16 protein-coding genes are annotated in these 15406 nt (G+C 58.0%); 12 read left to right on the forward strand and 4 right to left on the reverse strand.

The features are described 5' to 3' along the window. The first annotated feature begins 32 nt into the window (after positions 1–32). Positions 33–1226, forward strand: a complete 1194-nt coding sequence (locus BN1800_RS26455; RefSeq protein ID WP_027512067.1) for an MFS transporter — start codon at positions 33–35, stop codon at positions 1224–1226. A 94-nt stretch (positions 1227–1320) separates the two neighbouring features. Further along, positions 1321–2571 carry a flavodoxin-dependent (E)-4-hydroxy-3-methylbut-2-enyl-diphosphate synthase gene (ispG, locus tag BN1800_RS26460; RefSeq protein ID WP_087001822.1) on the forward strand — a complete coding sequence of 417 codons (1251 nt, stop codon included), beginning with the start codon at positions 1321–1323 and terminating at the stop codon, positions 2569–2571. A gap of 35 nt (positions 2572–2606) precedes the next feature. On the opposite strand, the gene BN1800_RS26465 is transcribed toward ispG, so the two are convergent. Next, positions 2607–3521 (reverse strand): polyprenyl synthetase family protein, encoded by a 915-nt coding sequence (locus tag BN1800_RS26465; protein WP_087001823.1) that lies wholly within the window; start codon positions 3519–3521, stop codon positions 2607–2609. Positions 3522–3656: 135 nt separating this feature from the next. On the opposite strand from BN1800_RS26465, the gene mtgA reads away from it, so the two are divergent. From mtgA to BN1800_RS26485, 4 genes are all read left to right on the forward strand, one after another. Further along, positions 3657–4403, forward strand: a complete 747-nt coding sequence (gene mtgA / locus BN1800_RS26470; RefSeq protein WP_027512070.1) for a monofunctional biosynthetic peptidoglycan transglycosylase — start codon at positions 3657–3659, stop codon at positions 4401–4403. 74 nt (positions 4404–4477) lie between these two features. After that, positions 4478–5125: a glutathione S-transferase family protein gene (locus BN1800_RS26475; protein ID WP_087001824.1), complete on the forward strand. Its 648-nt coding sequence runs from the start codon at positions 4478–4480 to the stop codon at positions 5123–5125. Between the two features lie 156 nt (positions 5126–5281). Continuing rightward, positions 5282–5467, forward strand: coding sequence for a 50S ribosomal protein L32 (rpmF, locus tag BN1800_RS26480; RefSeq protein WP_016556742.1), 186 nt, complete (start codon positions 5282–5284; stop codon positions 5465–5467). Positions 5468–5613: 146 nt separating this feature from the next. Beyond that, positions 5614–6021, forward strand: coding sequence for a hypothetical protein (locus tag BN1800_RS26485; protein WP_027512072.1), 408 nt, complete (start codon positions 5614–5616; stop codon positions 6019–6021). Between the two features lie 3 nt (positions 6022–6024). On the opposite strand, the gene phaR is transcribed toward BN1800_RS26485, so the two are convergent. Beyond that, entirely contained in the window at positions 6025–6597 is a 573-nt protein-coding gene (gene phaR, locus BN1800_RS26490; RefSeq protein WP_087001825.1) for a polyhydroxyalkanoate synthesis repressor PhaR, read from the reverse strand. A gap of 237 nt (positions 6598–6834) precedes the next feature. On the opposite strand from phaR, the gene BN1800_RS26495 reads away from it, so the two are divergent. Continuing rightward, positions 6835–8016: an acetyl-CoA C-acetyltransferase gene (locus BN1800_RS26495; protein WP_087001826.1), complete on the forward strand. Its 1182-nt coding sequence runs from the start codon at positions 6835–6837 to the stop codon at positions 8014–8016. Positions 8017–8080: 64 nt separating this feature from the next. After that, a complete protein-coding gene (phbB, locus tag BN1800_RS26500; protein ID WP_087001827.1) occupies positions 8081–8806 on the forward strand; it encodes a beta-ketoacyl-ACP reductase in 726 nt (241 codons plus the stop codon). Between the two features lie 324 nt (positions 8807–9130). Here phbB and BN1800_RS26505 read toward each other — a convergent pair whose 3' ends face one another. Further along, complete coding sequence (locus tag BN1800_RS26505) at positions 9131–9397, reverse strand: YMGG-like glycine zipper-containing protein (protein WP_027512076.1); 267 nt, start codon at positions 9395–9397, stop codon at positions 9131–9133. 28 nt (positions 9398–9425) lie between these two features. Continuing rightward, positions 9426–9581 carry a DUF3309 family protein gene (locus BN1800_RS26510; RefSeq protein ID WP_022717477.1) on the reverse strand — a complete coding sequence of 52 codons (156 nt, stop codon included), beginning with the start codon at positions 9579–9581 and terminating at the stop codon, positions 9426–9428. A gap of 773 nt (positions 9582–10354) precedes the next feature. Here BN1800_RS26510 and BN1800_RS26515 point away from each other — a divergent pair. The 4 genes from BN1800_RS26515 to BN1800_RS26530 all read left to right on the forward strand — a co-directional run bounded on the left by BN1800_RS26515 (position 10355) and on the right by BN1800_RS26530 (position 15306). Then, entirely contained in the window at positions 10355–13420 is a 3066-nt protein-coding gene (locus BN1800_RS26515; RefSeq protein WP_087001828.1) for a helicase-related protein, read from the forward strand. 3 nt (positions 13421–13423) lie between these two features. Continuing rightward, the gene (locus tag BN1800_RS26520; RefSeq protein WP_087001829.1) at positions 13424–13828 is read left to right on the forward strand and encodes an RNA-binding S4 domain-containing protein; all 405 of its coding nucleotides are present in this window, start codon (positions 13424–13426) and stop codon (positions 13826–13828) included. Positions 13829–14022: 194 nt separating this feature from the next. After that, positions 14023–14361 (forward strand): ferredoxin FdxA, encoded by a 339-nt coding sequence (gene fdxA, locus BN1800_RS26525; protein ID WP_027512079.1) that lies wholly within the window; start codon positions 14023–14025, stop codon positions 14359–14361. A 372-nt stretch (positions 14362–14733) separates the two neighbouring features. Beyond that, on the forward strand, positions 14734–15306 hold the full coding sequence (locus BN1800_RS26530; RefSeq protein WP_027512080.1) for a CarD family transcriptional regulator: 573 nt from the start codon (positions 14734–14736) through the stop codon (positions 15304–15306). The last annotated feature ends 100 nt before the right edge of the window (positions 15307–15406 follow it).

The raw sequence follows: 15406 nt of genomic DNA on the forward strand, positions 1-15406 counted from the left end.
AGCGTAGGCGGCAGGAGGAAGACGGTAATAAAATGGATAATTCGACGAATATAGCGTACGGAGTTCGGCGCGGCTTCCTGCCGAAGAGCAGGGTGGCGGTGTCGCTGCTTTTCCTGATGAACGGCTTTGTCGTCGGTTGCTGGGCGCCGAAGATTCCGGATTTTGCGGAGCGGCTGGAACTGACAAAATTCGAGCTTGGGCTGATGATCCTGGTGTTCGGCGTTGGATCTTTGACACTGATGCCGATTGCCGGCGCGCAGATCGCCAGGCACGGCTCGCGCGTGGTGTCGCGGGCAACTGCGATCTGCCTGCTGCCAATTCTTCTGGCCCTGACGCTGGCACCGAATGTAGTTACCGGCGCAATCGCGCTCTTCCTGTTTGGCGGGTTCATTGGTGCGATGGACGTTGCGATGAACGCCAACGCAGTCGCCGTCGAGAAATCGATGCGGCGGGCGATCATGTCGTCCTGCCATGCCTTCTGGAGCCTCGGCGGGTTGATCGGTGCGGGCCTCGGCGGCTTCGTTATCGCCAAGCTCGGCGTCCTCGGCCATGCCGAGCTCGCCACAGTGTTCGCGTCGATTTTCCTCGTGATCGCCTGGCCGATGATCCTTGCCGATCCGCCGCATCCGGACGAGAAGAAAGAGAAGGCACGTCTGCCGATGACGCCTCTGCCATGGCTGCTCGGGTTGATGGCGCTCTTTTCGATGGTTCCGGAAGGTGCGGTGCTGGACTGGGGTGCGCTCTATCTCCGCCAGGAAATGAATGCATCCGTGGCTCTTTCCGGTTTTGGTTTCGCGGCCTTTTCGCTGACCATGGCAATCATGCGTTTCGCCGGCGATCTGGTGCGCGACAGGCTCGGTGGCGTCAGGACGCTGCGAATCTGCACCCTCTTTGCCATCGCCGGCATGCTGATCGCAGCCCTGGCGCCGAATGCCGAACTCGCCATCGTCGGCTTCGCGTTCTGCGGCATCGGTATTTCGAACATGGTGCCGATCGCCTTTTCCGCCGCAGGCAATATCCCTGACCTGAAGGCCGGGATCGGCCTTTCGGTCGTCACGACCCTGGGCTATTCCGGCATGCTGGTCGCGCCTTCTGCAATCGGCTTCGCTGCCGAGCATGTCGGCTTTAGCGCCGTTTTCATGGCACTGCCGGTGTTGCTGCTGGTGGTGCTGATCTTTTCGAAGCTTGCACGCTACGCAGACGGCATCTCCGGCGGCAGCCACTAGGGCTGCCAAGCGAAAGTGATGCTTTGGGCGTTGACAAGAAAGCGGGTATGATCCACCTGAAAGGCACAAATTCAAGGGTTCAAGAGCTCGATCCATGTCTTTAGCTACCGATTTTGATCCGAAACCGCGCCGCGCTTCCGTCGCGGTCGACGTGGGCGGTGTCGTCGTCGGCGGCGGTGCACCGGTCGTCGTACAGTCGATGACGAATACGGATACGGCGGATATCGATTCGACCGTCGCGCAGGTTGCAGCCCTCTTCAAGGCAGGCTCTGAGCTCGTGCGAATCACCGTCGATCGTGACGAGAGTGCTGCTGCCGTTCCGAAGATTCGCGAGCGATTGCTGCGCCTTGGCATGGATGTGCCGCTTGTCGGCGACTTCCACTATATCGGCCACAAGCTGCTTGCCGATCATCCCGCCTGTGCCGAAGCGCTGGCGAAATACCGGATCAATCCCGGCAATGTCGGCTTCAAGGACAAGAAGGACAAGCAGTTCGCCGAAATCATCGAGACGGCGGTCCGCTATGACAAGCCCGTGCGTATCGGCGTCAACTGGGGTTCGCTCGACCAGGATCTTCTGACGGCACTGATGGACAAGAACGCCGAGGCGGGCTCGCCGCTTTCAGCACGTCAGGTGACGCGGGAGGCGATCGTGCAATCGGCGCTGATCTCGGCCAACCTTGCCGAAGAGATCGGCCTGCCACGCAACCGCATCATCCTGTCGGCCAAAGTCAGCCAGGTCCAGGACCTAATCGCTGTCTATTCCATGCTTGCCGACCGCTCCAACCACGCGCTGCATCTGGGACTCACCGAAGCGGGAATGGGCACTAAGGGCATCGTCGCTTCGTCGGCGGCCATGGCCTATATTCTGCAGCACGGCATCGGCGATACGATCCGCGTTTCGCTGACGCCTGAGCCGAATGGCGATCGTACACGTGAAGTGCAGGTAGCACAGGAACTGCTGCAGGTCATGGGCTTCCGGCAGTTCGTGCCGGTGGTCGCCGCCTGTCCGGGTTGCGGCCGCACGACATCGACGGTTTTCCAGGAGCTGGCGCAGAATATCCAGAACGACCTCCGAAAGAACATGCCGGTCTGGCGTGAGAAATATCCTGGTGTAGAAGCGCTCAACGTCGCAGTCATGGGCTGCATCGTCAACGGTCCGGGCGAAAGCAAGCATGCTGATATCGGCATTTCGCTGCCTGGCACCGGCGAGACGCCGGCTGCTCCCGTCTTCATCGACGGCAAGAAGGCGCTGACGTTGCGTGGGCCGAACATTGCTTCGGATTTCGAGACGCTTGTTGCCGATTACATCGAGAAGCGTTTCGGCCAGAAGACTGCCGCTGAATAGGCTCAGCCGCTGACGCCAAGAGACGCCAGCTTGTGTTAGTTCTTGCGGTCGGCAACAAAATGCGCGGTGGCGGCGAGCGTCGCAGCGGCATCGCCGTAAGGCGCCAGAAGCTGTGTGGCATCCTCGACGTGCCGCCGAAGCTCAGCTTCCGCCCATTCGATACCACGGAGAGCGACGAGCGTGCCTTTGCCGCGGCTTATGTCCTTGCCAGTTGCCTTACCCATGGTGGTGGCGTCGGATGTAACATCCAGAAGATCGTCGGCGAGCTGGAAGGCAAGGCCGATCTTTTCGCCGAACGCGCGCAGGCGTTTGCGGTCATCAGTCGAAGCGCCGGCGATGAGCGCACCCGCTTCGCAAGCAAAGCGGATTAACGCTCCCGTCTTCATAGACTGCAATGTAACGATACCACATTCATCCGGCGTATTTTCTTCCGCGGCGAGGTCGAGTGCCTGTCCGCCAGCCATTCCGCCCAGACCAGCGCTGCGCGCAAGCGCAAGGATCAGCGCCACCTTGCTTTGTTCGGGAAGTTTCGTCTCGTCGGCAGCGATAATGTCGAAGGCATAGGTCAGAAGGCTGTCGCCTGCGAGGATCGCGGTCGCCTCGTCGAAGGCGATGTGCACCGTCGGTTTGCCGCGGCGCAGATCGTCGTCGTCCATCGCCGGAAGATCGTCATGGACGAGCGAATAGCAGTGAATGCATTCAAGTGCCGCACCCACTCTCAAGGCCGCCTCTTTATCTCCGCCTAAGAGCAGCGCGCTCTCCACGACGAGAAACGGGCGAAGCCGCTTGCCGCCGTTCAACACGGCATAGTGCATTGCCGTCCTCAGGCTTTCGGGCCGGGCTATTTCATCCTCTCGCATGCCTTTGGAAAGCAGCGCGTCCAGCAACGTCTCGATCTCTCGGGCGTTGGTCTTCAAACGTGCTTCGAAGGCTGCGGGGCTCGCGTTCATGCGCGCTCTTTGGCACGAGCGGCGGCGCAGTTGCAACGGAATTGTCGATGGTCACGGCAAGATTTCGTCTGTGCACTGGCCTTCCGAACCGGCAAACGGTATGAGAACGCAGGGAACAGGTATTGGGCTTATATATTGGACATAGCGCCGGAGAGAGAGGACAGCATTGCGATGCCGGCTCATCGCCGTTTATTCGCTTGGCTGCGAAGCCAGCCGATGATGATGCGCATCGTCCTTGCAATCGCCGGACTTCTGATCCTGCCTTATGTGCTGATCTTTATTTATCTCATTCCCTTTATTCATCCCGTCTCGACACTGATGCTGCGCGATCTCCTGCTTCTGCGTGGCTATGACCGGCAATGGGTGTCCCTGGACGACGTCTCGCCGGTTCTTGTCCGGTCGGTGATGATGTCCGAGGACGGCCAATACTGTTTCCACGGTGGTGTCGACTGGGGGGAAATGCGCATGCTGGTTCTAGACACGCTCGACGGTGAATCGACCCGCGGCGGCAGCACCATACCCATGCAGACTGCCAAAAACCTGTTTCTTTGGAACGGCCGTTCCTTTGTGCGCAAGGCGCTCGAGCTGCCGCTCGCGGTTACCTCTGACTTCGTCTGGACAAAGCGCCGGTTGATGGAGATCTATCTCAACATCGCCGAATGGGGCCCGGGTATCTATGGCATCGAGGCGGCAGCACGCTATCATTTCAAGGTACCGGCTTCCAAGCTCTCGCGACGCCAAGCAGCGCTTTTGGCCGTTTCTCTTCCGAACCCGATCGACCGGAACGCCGGAAAGCCCCGTCGCGGCCTTCGCACGCTTGCCTCGGTCATCGAGCGCCGGGCTCAAGGTTCCGGCGATTACATCAGATGCCTTTATGATTGAGGCATGAATTATTCATTGGTCGCTTTAGCCGGGCGCCGGTAAATTCGGCCTCGAAATCAATTTGCGGATGCTTCATGGATAGCCTTACCCTCTATATCGGAAACAAGAACTACTCCTCATGGTCGTTCCGGCCATGGATTGCGATGGAAGCGACGGGCATTCCGTTCGAAGAAATTCTGATCCCCTTTGATTTTCCCGCAGGCAATCCGCGCATCAGGGAGATCTCTCCCACGGGCAGAGTGCCGGTTCTATACCATGGCAGCCTGCGGGTATGGGAATCGCTCTCGATCATCGACTACGTCTCCGAGCTCTATCCCGAGGCGGGGCTTTGGCCCAAGGATCGCGCACAGCGCGCGGTGGCGCGTTCGGTCTCGATGGAGATGCTTTCGGGTTTCCGAGCGCTCAGAGGCGCTTGTCCGATGAATATCCGGCGTGCTCGCGGCAAGATCGCACTTGCGGACGGCGTGATGGCTGACGTCCTGCGGATCGAAACCATTTTCCGCGACTTGCGCGGCCGCTCGGGCGGGCCGTTTCTCTTTGGCGGATTTTCGGCAGCCGACGCAATGTTTGCGCCGGTTGTCAACCGCTTCGATACCTATGACCTTGTGACTGCCAGCGATACGTTGAGTTATATGTCGGCGATGAAGGCGCATCCTGCCTGGCAGAAGTGGGAAACAGCGGCCCGGGCCGAACCCTGGATTGTGCCGGAAGACGAGATCTGATCTTCAATCCGCGAGAATCACAAAAAATCCGTTTTGGGACTGGTCAACCACCTTCAGGGCATGTATAAGCGCGCGAAATTTCCGAAATCGCGACACGTCCGTTTCGGCCGCCAGCTTGGCCGGGGAATGTGTTGCCTGTGAATTGGAGTATGTAAAATGGCTGTACCGAAGAGAAAAACAAGCCCGTCCAAGCGCGGTATGCGCCGTTCTGCAGACGCACTGAAGGCCGCGACCTACGTGGAAGACAAGAACTCCGGCGAACTGCGCCGCCCGCACCATATCGATCTGAAGACCGGTATGTATCGCGGCCGCCAGGTTCTGACGCCGAAGGAAAGCGCATAAGTTTCCAAATTCTGGCATGGCCAGGATTGAAAAGGCCGGCTTTAAGCGCCGGCCTTTTCGGTTTTGAGAACTATTATATTTCTGATGCCTTGAAGTGGCGCTGTGATTTGCTGCAGTATTCCCGTCGAGTAGGGGGACATGCTGAAATGATCGCTGTAATGCCGCTGATGGTAATTCCGTATATTCTTTACAATATGACGATTGCCGGTTTGATGGGCGGCGGAGGCATTCCCGCGCTCCAGCATGACATCATCGTGCTTTCGATGATCTCCGGGGCGATCTGGAGCATGGCACTTGGCGATCTCTTCATCGTCGTGGCGCTGGTCATTCTGTTCGTCGAGATACTGAAGGCCACCAGCAATGGATCTGGCAGCCTGATCAACCACATGCTGTCAATGCTGGTCTTCATCGCCTTCCTGGTCGAATTCCTTCTCGTCCAGGACGCAGCAACACAGGTCTTCTTCATCTTGATGACGATTGCACTGATCGACGTGATCGGCGGATTTGCCGTCTCGATCCGTAGTGCCGGGCGCGATGTTTCGATTGGGCTTTGAGCCTTAGAGATTGTCGAGCTTATTCTGCAGGGCGCGCAGCTGCTCCTTCAACTCATCGATATCCTTCGCCTCCGCCTTCTTCGTTTCCTTGGCGGGAGGGGTCATGAAAGGAGAGAACATCTGCATGGCCTGCTGAAACATCTCGGTGTTGCGGCGGACCTGGTCTTCGACCATCTGCATCGGGAGCTGCAGGTTCTTGCCGAGCGGCGATTCACCGAAGGCGCGGGTCACTTGTTCGCGCATCTGCGACTGCTGTTCGGCAAAGGCACGCATGGAATGTTCGAGGAAAGTTGGAACGACCATTTGCATCTGATCGCCGTAATAGGTGATGAGTTGGCGCAGGAAGGAAATCGGCAGCAGCGTGTTCCCGGTCTTTGATTCCTGCTCGAAAATGATCTGGGTCAATACGGAGTGCGTAATGTCATCACCGCTCTTTGCGTCCTGTACCGTAAAATCCTCACCCTTCTTCACCATCTCTGCCAGATCTTCCAGCGTCACATAGGTGCTGGTGCCTGTATTATAGAGGCGGCGGTTGGCGTATTTCTTGATAACTATTTGGCCCTCATTCTTCGCCATATCAGTTCTCCTGAACCCCGTCTGATTGTTATGGATATTCCTCCACCACAGACTGTAGACGCAAAAGAAGCCTGGTGACAATCTCTTTGTGCGATGCGGCAACCCCTTTGATAAAAGGGATAATTCGTATCTTCGTCAGCGGCTGCAAAAATTGCCGCAATCGTCTTGCCGTTTGACTTAGGGCTGAACCTTTGCCAGTTTCAGCTTATATATGCTGAAGGAAACGAGGAGGCCTTTATGAGCAGTTCGTCCATCGTCATCGCCAGCGCGGCCCGCACAGCGGTCGGCTCTTTCAATGGTGCATTCGCAACCGTCCCAGCGCATGAGCTTGGGTCTGCCGCCCTCAAAGCTGCGCTCGAACGCGCAGGCGTCGAGGCGGCGGAAGTCGACGAGGTGATCCTCGGCCAGGTGCTGCAAGCAGGCGAAGGGCAGAACCCAGCTCGGCAGGCGGCCATGAAGGCGGGGGTTCCAAAGGAGGCCACGGCCTGGGGTGTCAACCAGCTTTGTGGCTCAGGCCTTCGCGCCGTAGCGCTCGGTATGCAACAGATCGCGCTTGGGGACGCGAAGATCATCGTCGCCGGCGGCCAGGAATCCATGTCGATGGCTCCGCATGCCGCGCATCTGCGTGGCGGTACGAAGATGGGCGACATGAAGATGGTCGACACCATGATCAAGGACGGCCTGATCGACGCTTTTTACGGCTATCACATGGGCATCACGGCCGAGAACGTCGCCCGCCAGTGGCAACTTTCCCGCGACGATCAGGATCAGTTCGCGGTTTCCTCTCAGAACAAGGCGGAAGCGGCCCAGAAGGAAGGCCGCTTCAAGGATGAGATCGTTCCCTTCGTCATCCAGACACGCAAGGGCGATGTGACGGTGGATGCCGACGAGTATATCCGCCACGGCGCAACGCTCGATGCGATGGGGAAGCTTCGTCCGGCTTTCGACAAAGAGGGCACAGTGACAGCTGCCAACGCATCGGGTCTCAATGACGGAGCCGCAGCCGCAGTACTGATGACGGAAGCAGAGGCCGTAAGGCGCGGAATCCAACCGCTGGCACGCATCGTTTCCTGGGCAACGGCTGGCGTCGATCCTCAGGTCATGGGAACCGGACCGATTCCCGCGTCGCGCAAAGCGCTCGAGAAAGCCGGCTGGTCTGTTGGTGATCTCGACCTGATCGAGGCGAACGAGGCCTTTGCGGCCCAAGCCTGCGCCGTGAACAAGGACCTTGGCTGGGATCCGGCCATCGTCAATGTTAACGGCGGGGCAATCGCGATCGGCCATCCGATCGGCGCATCCGGGGCGCGTATTCTCAACACGCTGCTTTTCGAAATGAAGCGGCGTAGCGCAAAGAAAGGACTTGCCACGCTTTGCATCGGCGGAGGCATGGGCGTCGCCATGTGCTTCGAAGCATTATAATAGCATGCGATTGATGATTCAAAACGCCTGATCAAAGGCGAAATAGCCTCGAGGGGAGCGAAACATGAGCAGAGTGGCTTTGGTCACCGGTGGCACGCGCGGTATCGGTGCAGCGATTTCGATGGCGCTCAGGAATGCGGGTTATAAGGTCGCCGCCAACTACGCCGGCAACGATGAGAAGGCGAGGGCCTTTCATGACGTGACCGGCATTCCGGTCTTCAAGTGGGACGTGTCCGATTATGTCGCTTGCGGCGAGGGTGTCGCGAAGGTGGAAGCGGAACTTGGCGGTGTCGAGGTGCTGGTCAACAACGCCGGTATCACACGCGACGCAATGTTTCACAAGATGACGGCGCAGCAGTGGCATGAGGTGATCAATACCAACCTCACGGGCCTCTTCAACATGACGCACCATGTCTGGGGCGGAATGCGCGATCGGAGCTTCGGACGCATCGTCAACATCTCTTCCATCAACGGCCAGAAGGGCCAGATGGGGCAGGTGAATTACTCGGCTGCCAAGGCGGGGGATCTCGGCTTTACGAAGGCCCTCGCCCAGGAAGGGGCTGCGAAGAACATCACCGTGAACGCTGTCTGCCCCGGTTATATCGGCACGGAAATGGTTCTCGCCGTTCCGGAGAAAGTGCTCAACGAGAGGATCATTCCCCAGATTCCGGTCGGACGCCTTGGTGAGCCGGAGGAGGTCGCGCGCTGCGTTGCCTTCCTCGTCTCCGACGATGCCGGCTTTATCACGGGCTCGACACTTTCGGCAAACGGTGGGCAATTCTTCGTCTAAGCTTACTTGCTACGCGGATGCTTGGTCTTTGCCTTGACGGGCACTCTTTGCAACCGTCTGTCTGCATCGCGAAGCGCGGCGATAGCTGTCGTGAGAAATGCTGCCGCAACAAGGATAGCGACAGCGGAATTTAAGACAATCTGGGCCATAAGGCATTCCTTTCATACCCGGCGTACTGTTGCCGTGTTCATGAGGGGAATATGAGCCCGTTTCCCGCAACGCAGTAGATTTGGATTTCGGGACCGATCGTCAACATACCATTGACGATGCGCATAAACAAAAACGGACGCCGAAGCGCCCGTTTTGCATACAAAACGGCGATGTTTAGTAACGGCGTGGGCAGCGTGCTTCGTAGCGGCGGCCGTAACGATCGCGATAGACGCAGTAGCCGCGGCGCTCTACCGACTGGCCGATCAGGGCGCCAGCGAGACCGCCAGCAACGGCGCCGATTGCAGCGCCACCCCAGCTGTCGGAGACAGCACCGCCAATAATTGCGCCGGTACCGGCGCCAATTGCCGTTCCTTTTTCGGTCGGTGTGCAGGAGGCAAGCGCGCCTACGAAGGCGGCAACAATTGCAATTTTTTTCATCATGAACTTCACTCCCTATGTTACCAAGCCGCTATATCCGGCCCATTAGGACAAGAATAATAATGATGATGAGGACTAGCCCTAAACCGCCGGAAGGTCCATAGCCCCAACCACGGCTATATCCCCAATTCGGTAGGGCACCAATCAAAAGCAAAATAAGGATAATGAGAAGTATCGTTCCGAGCATGTTCCGGTTCCTTCAACTCATTGTGAGTCCGAATGGACAATAAACACGCATCCGCGATTTTTGTTCCCGGCTAAACTCCGCACGGTGCGAAGGGCGCTGGTTTCTGCTTGAACCGGGCGATCAAGAAACCTAAAAATCTTTAATAGGGCTGCGATCAGAAGTGCCGCGCGACCAGAATCTTGCAATTGTTTTATGGTTAAAATTGCATTCATGTACAACATGTTGCGGTGAACGAACCGGGAAAATCCCGATGTCGCTGATTCGTCGGCGATTCGTTCCGTCTTTGGTCGAAGTGTTAATAGAGCCGGGCGCAGGCGTTAATCAACTATGAATCCGGCTTCCGAAACAGACACCAGAGTTGCCTCCGCGATTCGCCGCCGAGTCGTTCCGAATTCCACGGAAGCATTATTTCCCGGCAGTTTTTCCAACCGCTTCTGGTGATATTCTCTGTTCGGTAAGAAATGTTAACCGCGTGGCGCTCCAGCTCTTGCCGCGTCCAATGGCGATTCAGCATCTAGTAGGAAAAATCGATTCAAAACCAATACTTAGCCGTGAACAAAAGCTGAATCACCGCGAGTCACCGATTCGTCGCTGATTCGTTCTCACGCTGTTCCGAATCTTAAAACAACCATTTAGCGACATTTTTTGAATCGAGTTTGCAGCTCATTTTGAAGCCCGGCTCTTGCGTTTGGCCGGATGGCTGTCCATGTGTTGTCTGCTTCGGGAACGAAGCGCACTTGACCTTAAGGCTCCCCGCCTCACTTGCACGGACAATGACACTGACATCGCAGCCGATGATATTGAGCGGGCGCGGCGTGACCGCGGTGCTCGGGCCGACCAATACAGGCAAGACCCATTACGCCATCGAGCGCATGGTAGCGCACGGCACCGGCGTAATCGGCCTGCCACTGCGTCTGCTGGCACGTGAGGTCTATACGCGCGTTGTCGAAAAGGTGGGAGTGCAGAACGTTGCGCTTGTGACCGGCGAGGAGAAGATCTCACCGGCGAATGCGCGCTTTTCCGTTTGCACGGTCGAAGCCATGCCGCGCGAAACAAAGGCCGCATTTGTCGCGATTGACGAGGTTCAGCTTGCAGGCGACCTCGAGCGTGGCCACATCTTCACCGACCGTATTCTGCATCTGCGCGGACGCGACGAAACGCTGCTTCTGGGGGCCGACACGATGCGGCCGATCCTACAGCAGCTCCTGCCTGGCATCACGGTCGTCGAAAGGCCGCGGCTTTCGCAACTTTTCTACTCGGGCCAAAAGAAGATCACCCGTCTTCCGCAACGGTCGGCTATCGTCGCCTTTTCGGCAGATGAGGTCTACGCCGTTGCAGAGCTGATCCGTCGTCAGCGAGGGGGTGCCGCGGTCGTTCTCGGCGCTCTCAGCCCCCGCACCCGAAATTCTCAAGTCGCGCTCTACCAGGCCGGCGATGTCGAATATCTCGTCGCAACCGATGCGATCGGCATGGGCCTCAATCTCGATGTCGATCACGTGGCTTTCGCGCAGGACCGCAAGTTCGACGGGTATCAGTTCCGTAATCTCAATCCTGCCGAACTCGCTCAGGTCGCGGGACGTGCTGGCCGTCATGTCCGTGACGGCACATTCGGAGTGACGGGCCAGGTGCATCCGTTCGACGAGGAATTGGCGGAGAGGATCGAGGCCCACGAATTCGACAGTGTCAAAGTTTTGCAGTGGCGGACGAAGGAGCTTGATTTCTCCTCAATACAATCATTGCGGGCGAGCCTCGAAACGCCTCCGACCGCCCAAGGTTTAACGCGAGCCCTGCCCGCCGTTGACCAGCAAGCGCTCGAACATCTGGCGCGCTATCGGGAAATTATTGATCTGGCTACAAATCCGCAGCGCGTGGAGAAGCTTTGGGAAATTTGCGCACTGCCTGACTATCGGCGTATCGCGCCGGCACAGCATGCCGACCTGATCTCGACGCTCTTTTCCGATCTTGTGCGCCATGGCACGGTGAACGAGCAGTTTCTCGCAGAGCAGGTGCATCGAGCGGATCGGACGGATGGCGAAATTGACACGCTTTCGGCGCGAATCGCGCAGATAAGAACGTGGACTTATGTGTCGAATCGACCCGATTGGCTTGCCGATCCGACACACTGGCAGGAAAAGACGCGGGAAATCGAGGATCGATTGTCCGATGCGTTACATGAAAGGTTGACGAAACGCTTTGTTGATCGCAGGACATCTGTGCTCATGAAGCGCCTGAGAGAGAATGCGATGCTGGAAGCTGAAATCAGTGTGAATGGCGATGTCTTTGTTGAAGGACATCATGTGGGGCAATTGTCCGGATTCCGGTTCACGCCCCTTTCGGGTGCGGACGGACCGGACGGCAAGGCGATCCAGACCGCATCGCAAAAGGCGCTTGCCCTGGAATTCGAGGCGCGCGCCGCGCGCCTCCATGCTGCAGGCAACAGCGATCTGGCGATCAGCGCCGACGGCCTTATCCGCTGGCTCGGCGATCCGGTTGCGCGCCTTGCGGGCAGCGAACACATCATGCGTCCTCGCGTCATCCTGCTTGCCGACGAACAACTGACGGGCAATGCGCGCGATCACGTTGCAGCCCGCATCGAGCGCTTCGTCAATCACCACATCAGCACGATCCTGAAGCCGCTCGATGATCTTTCGCGTGCCGAAGACCTGCAGGGCTTGGCCAAGGGCCTTGCCTTCCAGCTCGTCGAAAATCTCGGCGTACTCTTTCGCCGCGACGTGACGGAAGAGGTGAAGTCGCTGGATCAGGACGCGCGTGCTTCCATGCGCCGTTATGGTGTTCGCTTCGGCGCCTACCACATTTTCGTGCCCGCGCTTTTGAAGCCGGCTCCGGCTGAACTCATCACGCTGCTCTGGGCCTTGAAAAATGACGGCCTCGAAAAACCGGGCTATGGCGACCTCATTCCGGTGCTGGCTGCCGGCCGCACGTCCGTCGTGACCGACCCGGGCTTCGAGCGCATGTTCTATAAGCTTGCCGGCTTCCGTTTTCTCGGCAAACGTGCCGTTCGCATCGACATTCTCGAGCGGCTTGCGGATATCATCCGTCCATTGCTGCAGTGGAGGCCGGGTCAGGTGAATCGGCCGGAAGGAGCTTATGATGGCCGCCGTTTCACGACGACCACCGCGATGCTTTCGATTCTCGGCGCGACGCTGGAGGATATGGAAGAGATTCTCAAGGGCCTCGGTTATCGCGCCGATGCCGTGACCGCCGAGGAGGCGGCAGCTCATCTTGCTGCTCAAGACACTTCTGCCGCCCCGGCAGCGGAGATCCCTGTGGACGAAGCGGCCGAGAAGGCAGATCATGACGATGCCGACAGCACATCGGAAGAAGCTGCTTCCGATGGGACGGCTACAGAAGACAAGCCTGCTGTCGAGGCCGCGACTGCCGACTCATCCGCGGCTGAACCTGCGGAAGCCGTGGAGCCTGTCGAACAGAAACCTGTCCTTCTGTGGCGTCTTGGCGGGCGCAACGACAACCATCGCCAAGCACGCGGTCAAGGTGAACGCCGCAGCGGTGACCGTCAGCAGCATGGCACCCGCCGTCACGGCGGGGGCGAAGGCGCAGAAGGCAATCGTGGCGAAGGCCGTGACGGCAAACGCCAGGAACGGGACCGCGACGGCAGCAAGCCGCACCAGGGCCGTGGCGATCGCAACGAGAAGCGGGGTGATCGTCAGGATCGCGGCGACCGCAAGGATCGCAACAACAATCGCAACGGCGCACAGCCGCTGCGCTTCGAGGCAAAGCCGCCGCGCAAGGAAAAGCCGATCGACCCGGATTCTCCTTTCGCAAAGCTCGCTGCCTTGAAGGAGCAGATGAAGAAGTAGCCAATGAGCGGGGAGACACAGCCAGGGAGCGGTTCGCGGCAGCGCATCGACAAGTGGCTGTTCTTCACGCGCATGGTGAAATCACGCTCTCTGGCGCAAAGCCACATCCAATCAGGCCGCGTTCGTATCAACGGCGAGCGCGTACAGCAACCCAGCCAGATCGTAAAGGCAGGCGACCGTGTCGAGCTGGCACTCGAGCGCCGGGATGTGGTTCTGATCGTGAAGGCACCGGGCGAGAGGCGCGGGCCTTTCGAGGAAGCAAAACTGCTTTACGAGGATCTGACGCCGCCGCAGGGTGAGACAAAACGTCTCACGTCCTATGAGCAAGCCATCCGTGCAGCCGGCAGCGGCCGGCCGACGAAAAAGGAGCGGCGTGCAACCGATCGGCTATTGCCCGACGAGGATTAGAAAACTCTATCAGCCAGAGCCTGCTTGGCAGATCGTTTATTCTTGAAATCCGGCCACAAAGCCGATACGTCACAGTCAACTTGCCGGACAGTGTGCTTGCCTCCCAAGCCTGTCCACGCTGTCCTCCGGCCAGGGGAAAGGCGCGACGTTCCAGGTTGCCCGGCCCCGCTTTCGTGAAAATCCTGGAGTTCTTCATGACCTATGTCGTGACCGACAATTGCATTCGCTGCAAATATACCGATTGTGTGGAAGTCTGCCCCGTCGATTGTTTCTATGAAGGCGAAAATTTTCTCGTCATTCACCCGGATGAGTGCATCGACTGCGGTGTCTGCGAACCCGAATGTCCCGCCGAGGCCATCAAGCCGGATACCGAACCGGGGCTCGACAAGTGGCTCAAGATTAATGCGGAATATGCCAGCATCTGGCCCAACATCACGATCAAGAAAGAACCGATGGCGGAGGCCAAGGAAATGGACGGAGAGGTCGGCAAATTCGAGAGGTATTTCTCCGAAAAGCCCGGCTCCGGCGATTGAAATCGGGATCAGAGCCGGGCGTAAACGTTTATATGATGCTCCGTTCATATAGGTGCCATGTGTTGCCCGCATGGCTCACATTAAGCAAATTATTGATTTCCTCATATTTTTATGATAGTTTTCGGAAACTGATCCATTTGAGGCACGAAGCGTGCCGAAGCCATCACGAAAGCAAGAGAAATCCGTACGCGGTTCCCCGTGAGATATCAACACCTTGAGCCGTTCGATCGTCGATCGCGCGCAAGGATTTCTTTTGCTTCTGTCTGGTGAGACCAGAGTGAAGTCACCCGACGGAGCGGATCCGTCTCATCCGGGCCTGACTGACCCGGCTCCGGCCGCTGCCGGACGCGTAACAGGGAGTTTTTGACTAGTATGACGACCCAGCAGAAAAAACCTTCAGCAGCACGCCACGGCTTCAAGACCGGTGAATCGATCGTATACCCCGCTCACGGCGTCGGTAACATCACCGCTATCGAAGAGCAAGAAGTCGCCGGCATGAAGCTCGAACTTTTCGTTATCGATTTCGAGAAGGACAAGATGCGCCTGAAGGTTCCGGTTGCCAAGGCAATGAACATCGGCATGCGCAAGCTGTCTGAAACTGATTTCGTCGAGCGCGCTCTGAAGGTTGTGCAGGGCAAGGCGCGCGTCAAGCGTACCATGTGGTCCCGCCGTGCGCAGGAATATGATGCCAAGATCAATTCCGGCGACCTGATTTCCATCGCCGAAGTCGTTCGCGATCTCTATCGCGCTGAGAACCAGCCTGAGCAATCCTATTCCGAACGCCAGCTCTACGAAGCCGCACTCGATCGCATGGCGCGTGAAATCGCTGCGGTGAACAAGATGTCGGAAACTGAAGCCGTCCGCCTTGTCGAGACGAACCTCAACAAGGGTCCGAAGCGCGGCAAGGCAACCGAAGAGGACGAGTCGCAGGACGAAGCCGCTTAATACAGCATTGTTTTCCCTAGGAAAAAGCCCGGCCTGCGTGCCGGGTTTTTTTTGTGGAACTTTTCCCGGCCAGCCGCGTTTAAATAACGTAAATGCGGGC

This window comes from Rhizobium sullae (assembly GCF_900169785.1).
Classification (GTDB): Bacteria; Pseudomonadota; Alphaproteobacteria; order Rhizobiales; family Rhizobiaceae; genus Rhizobium; species Rhizobium sullae.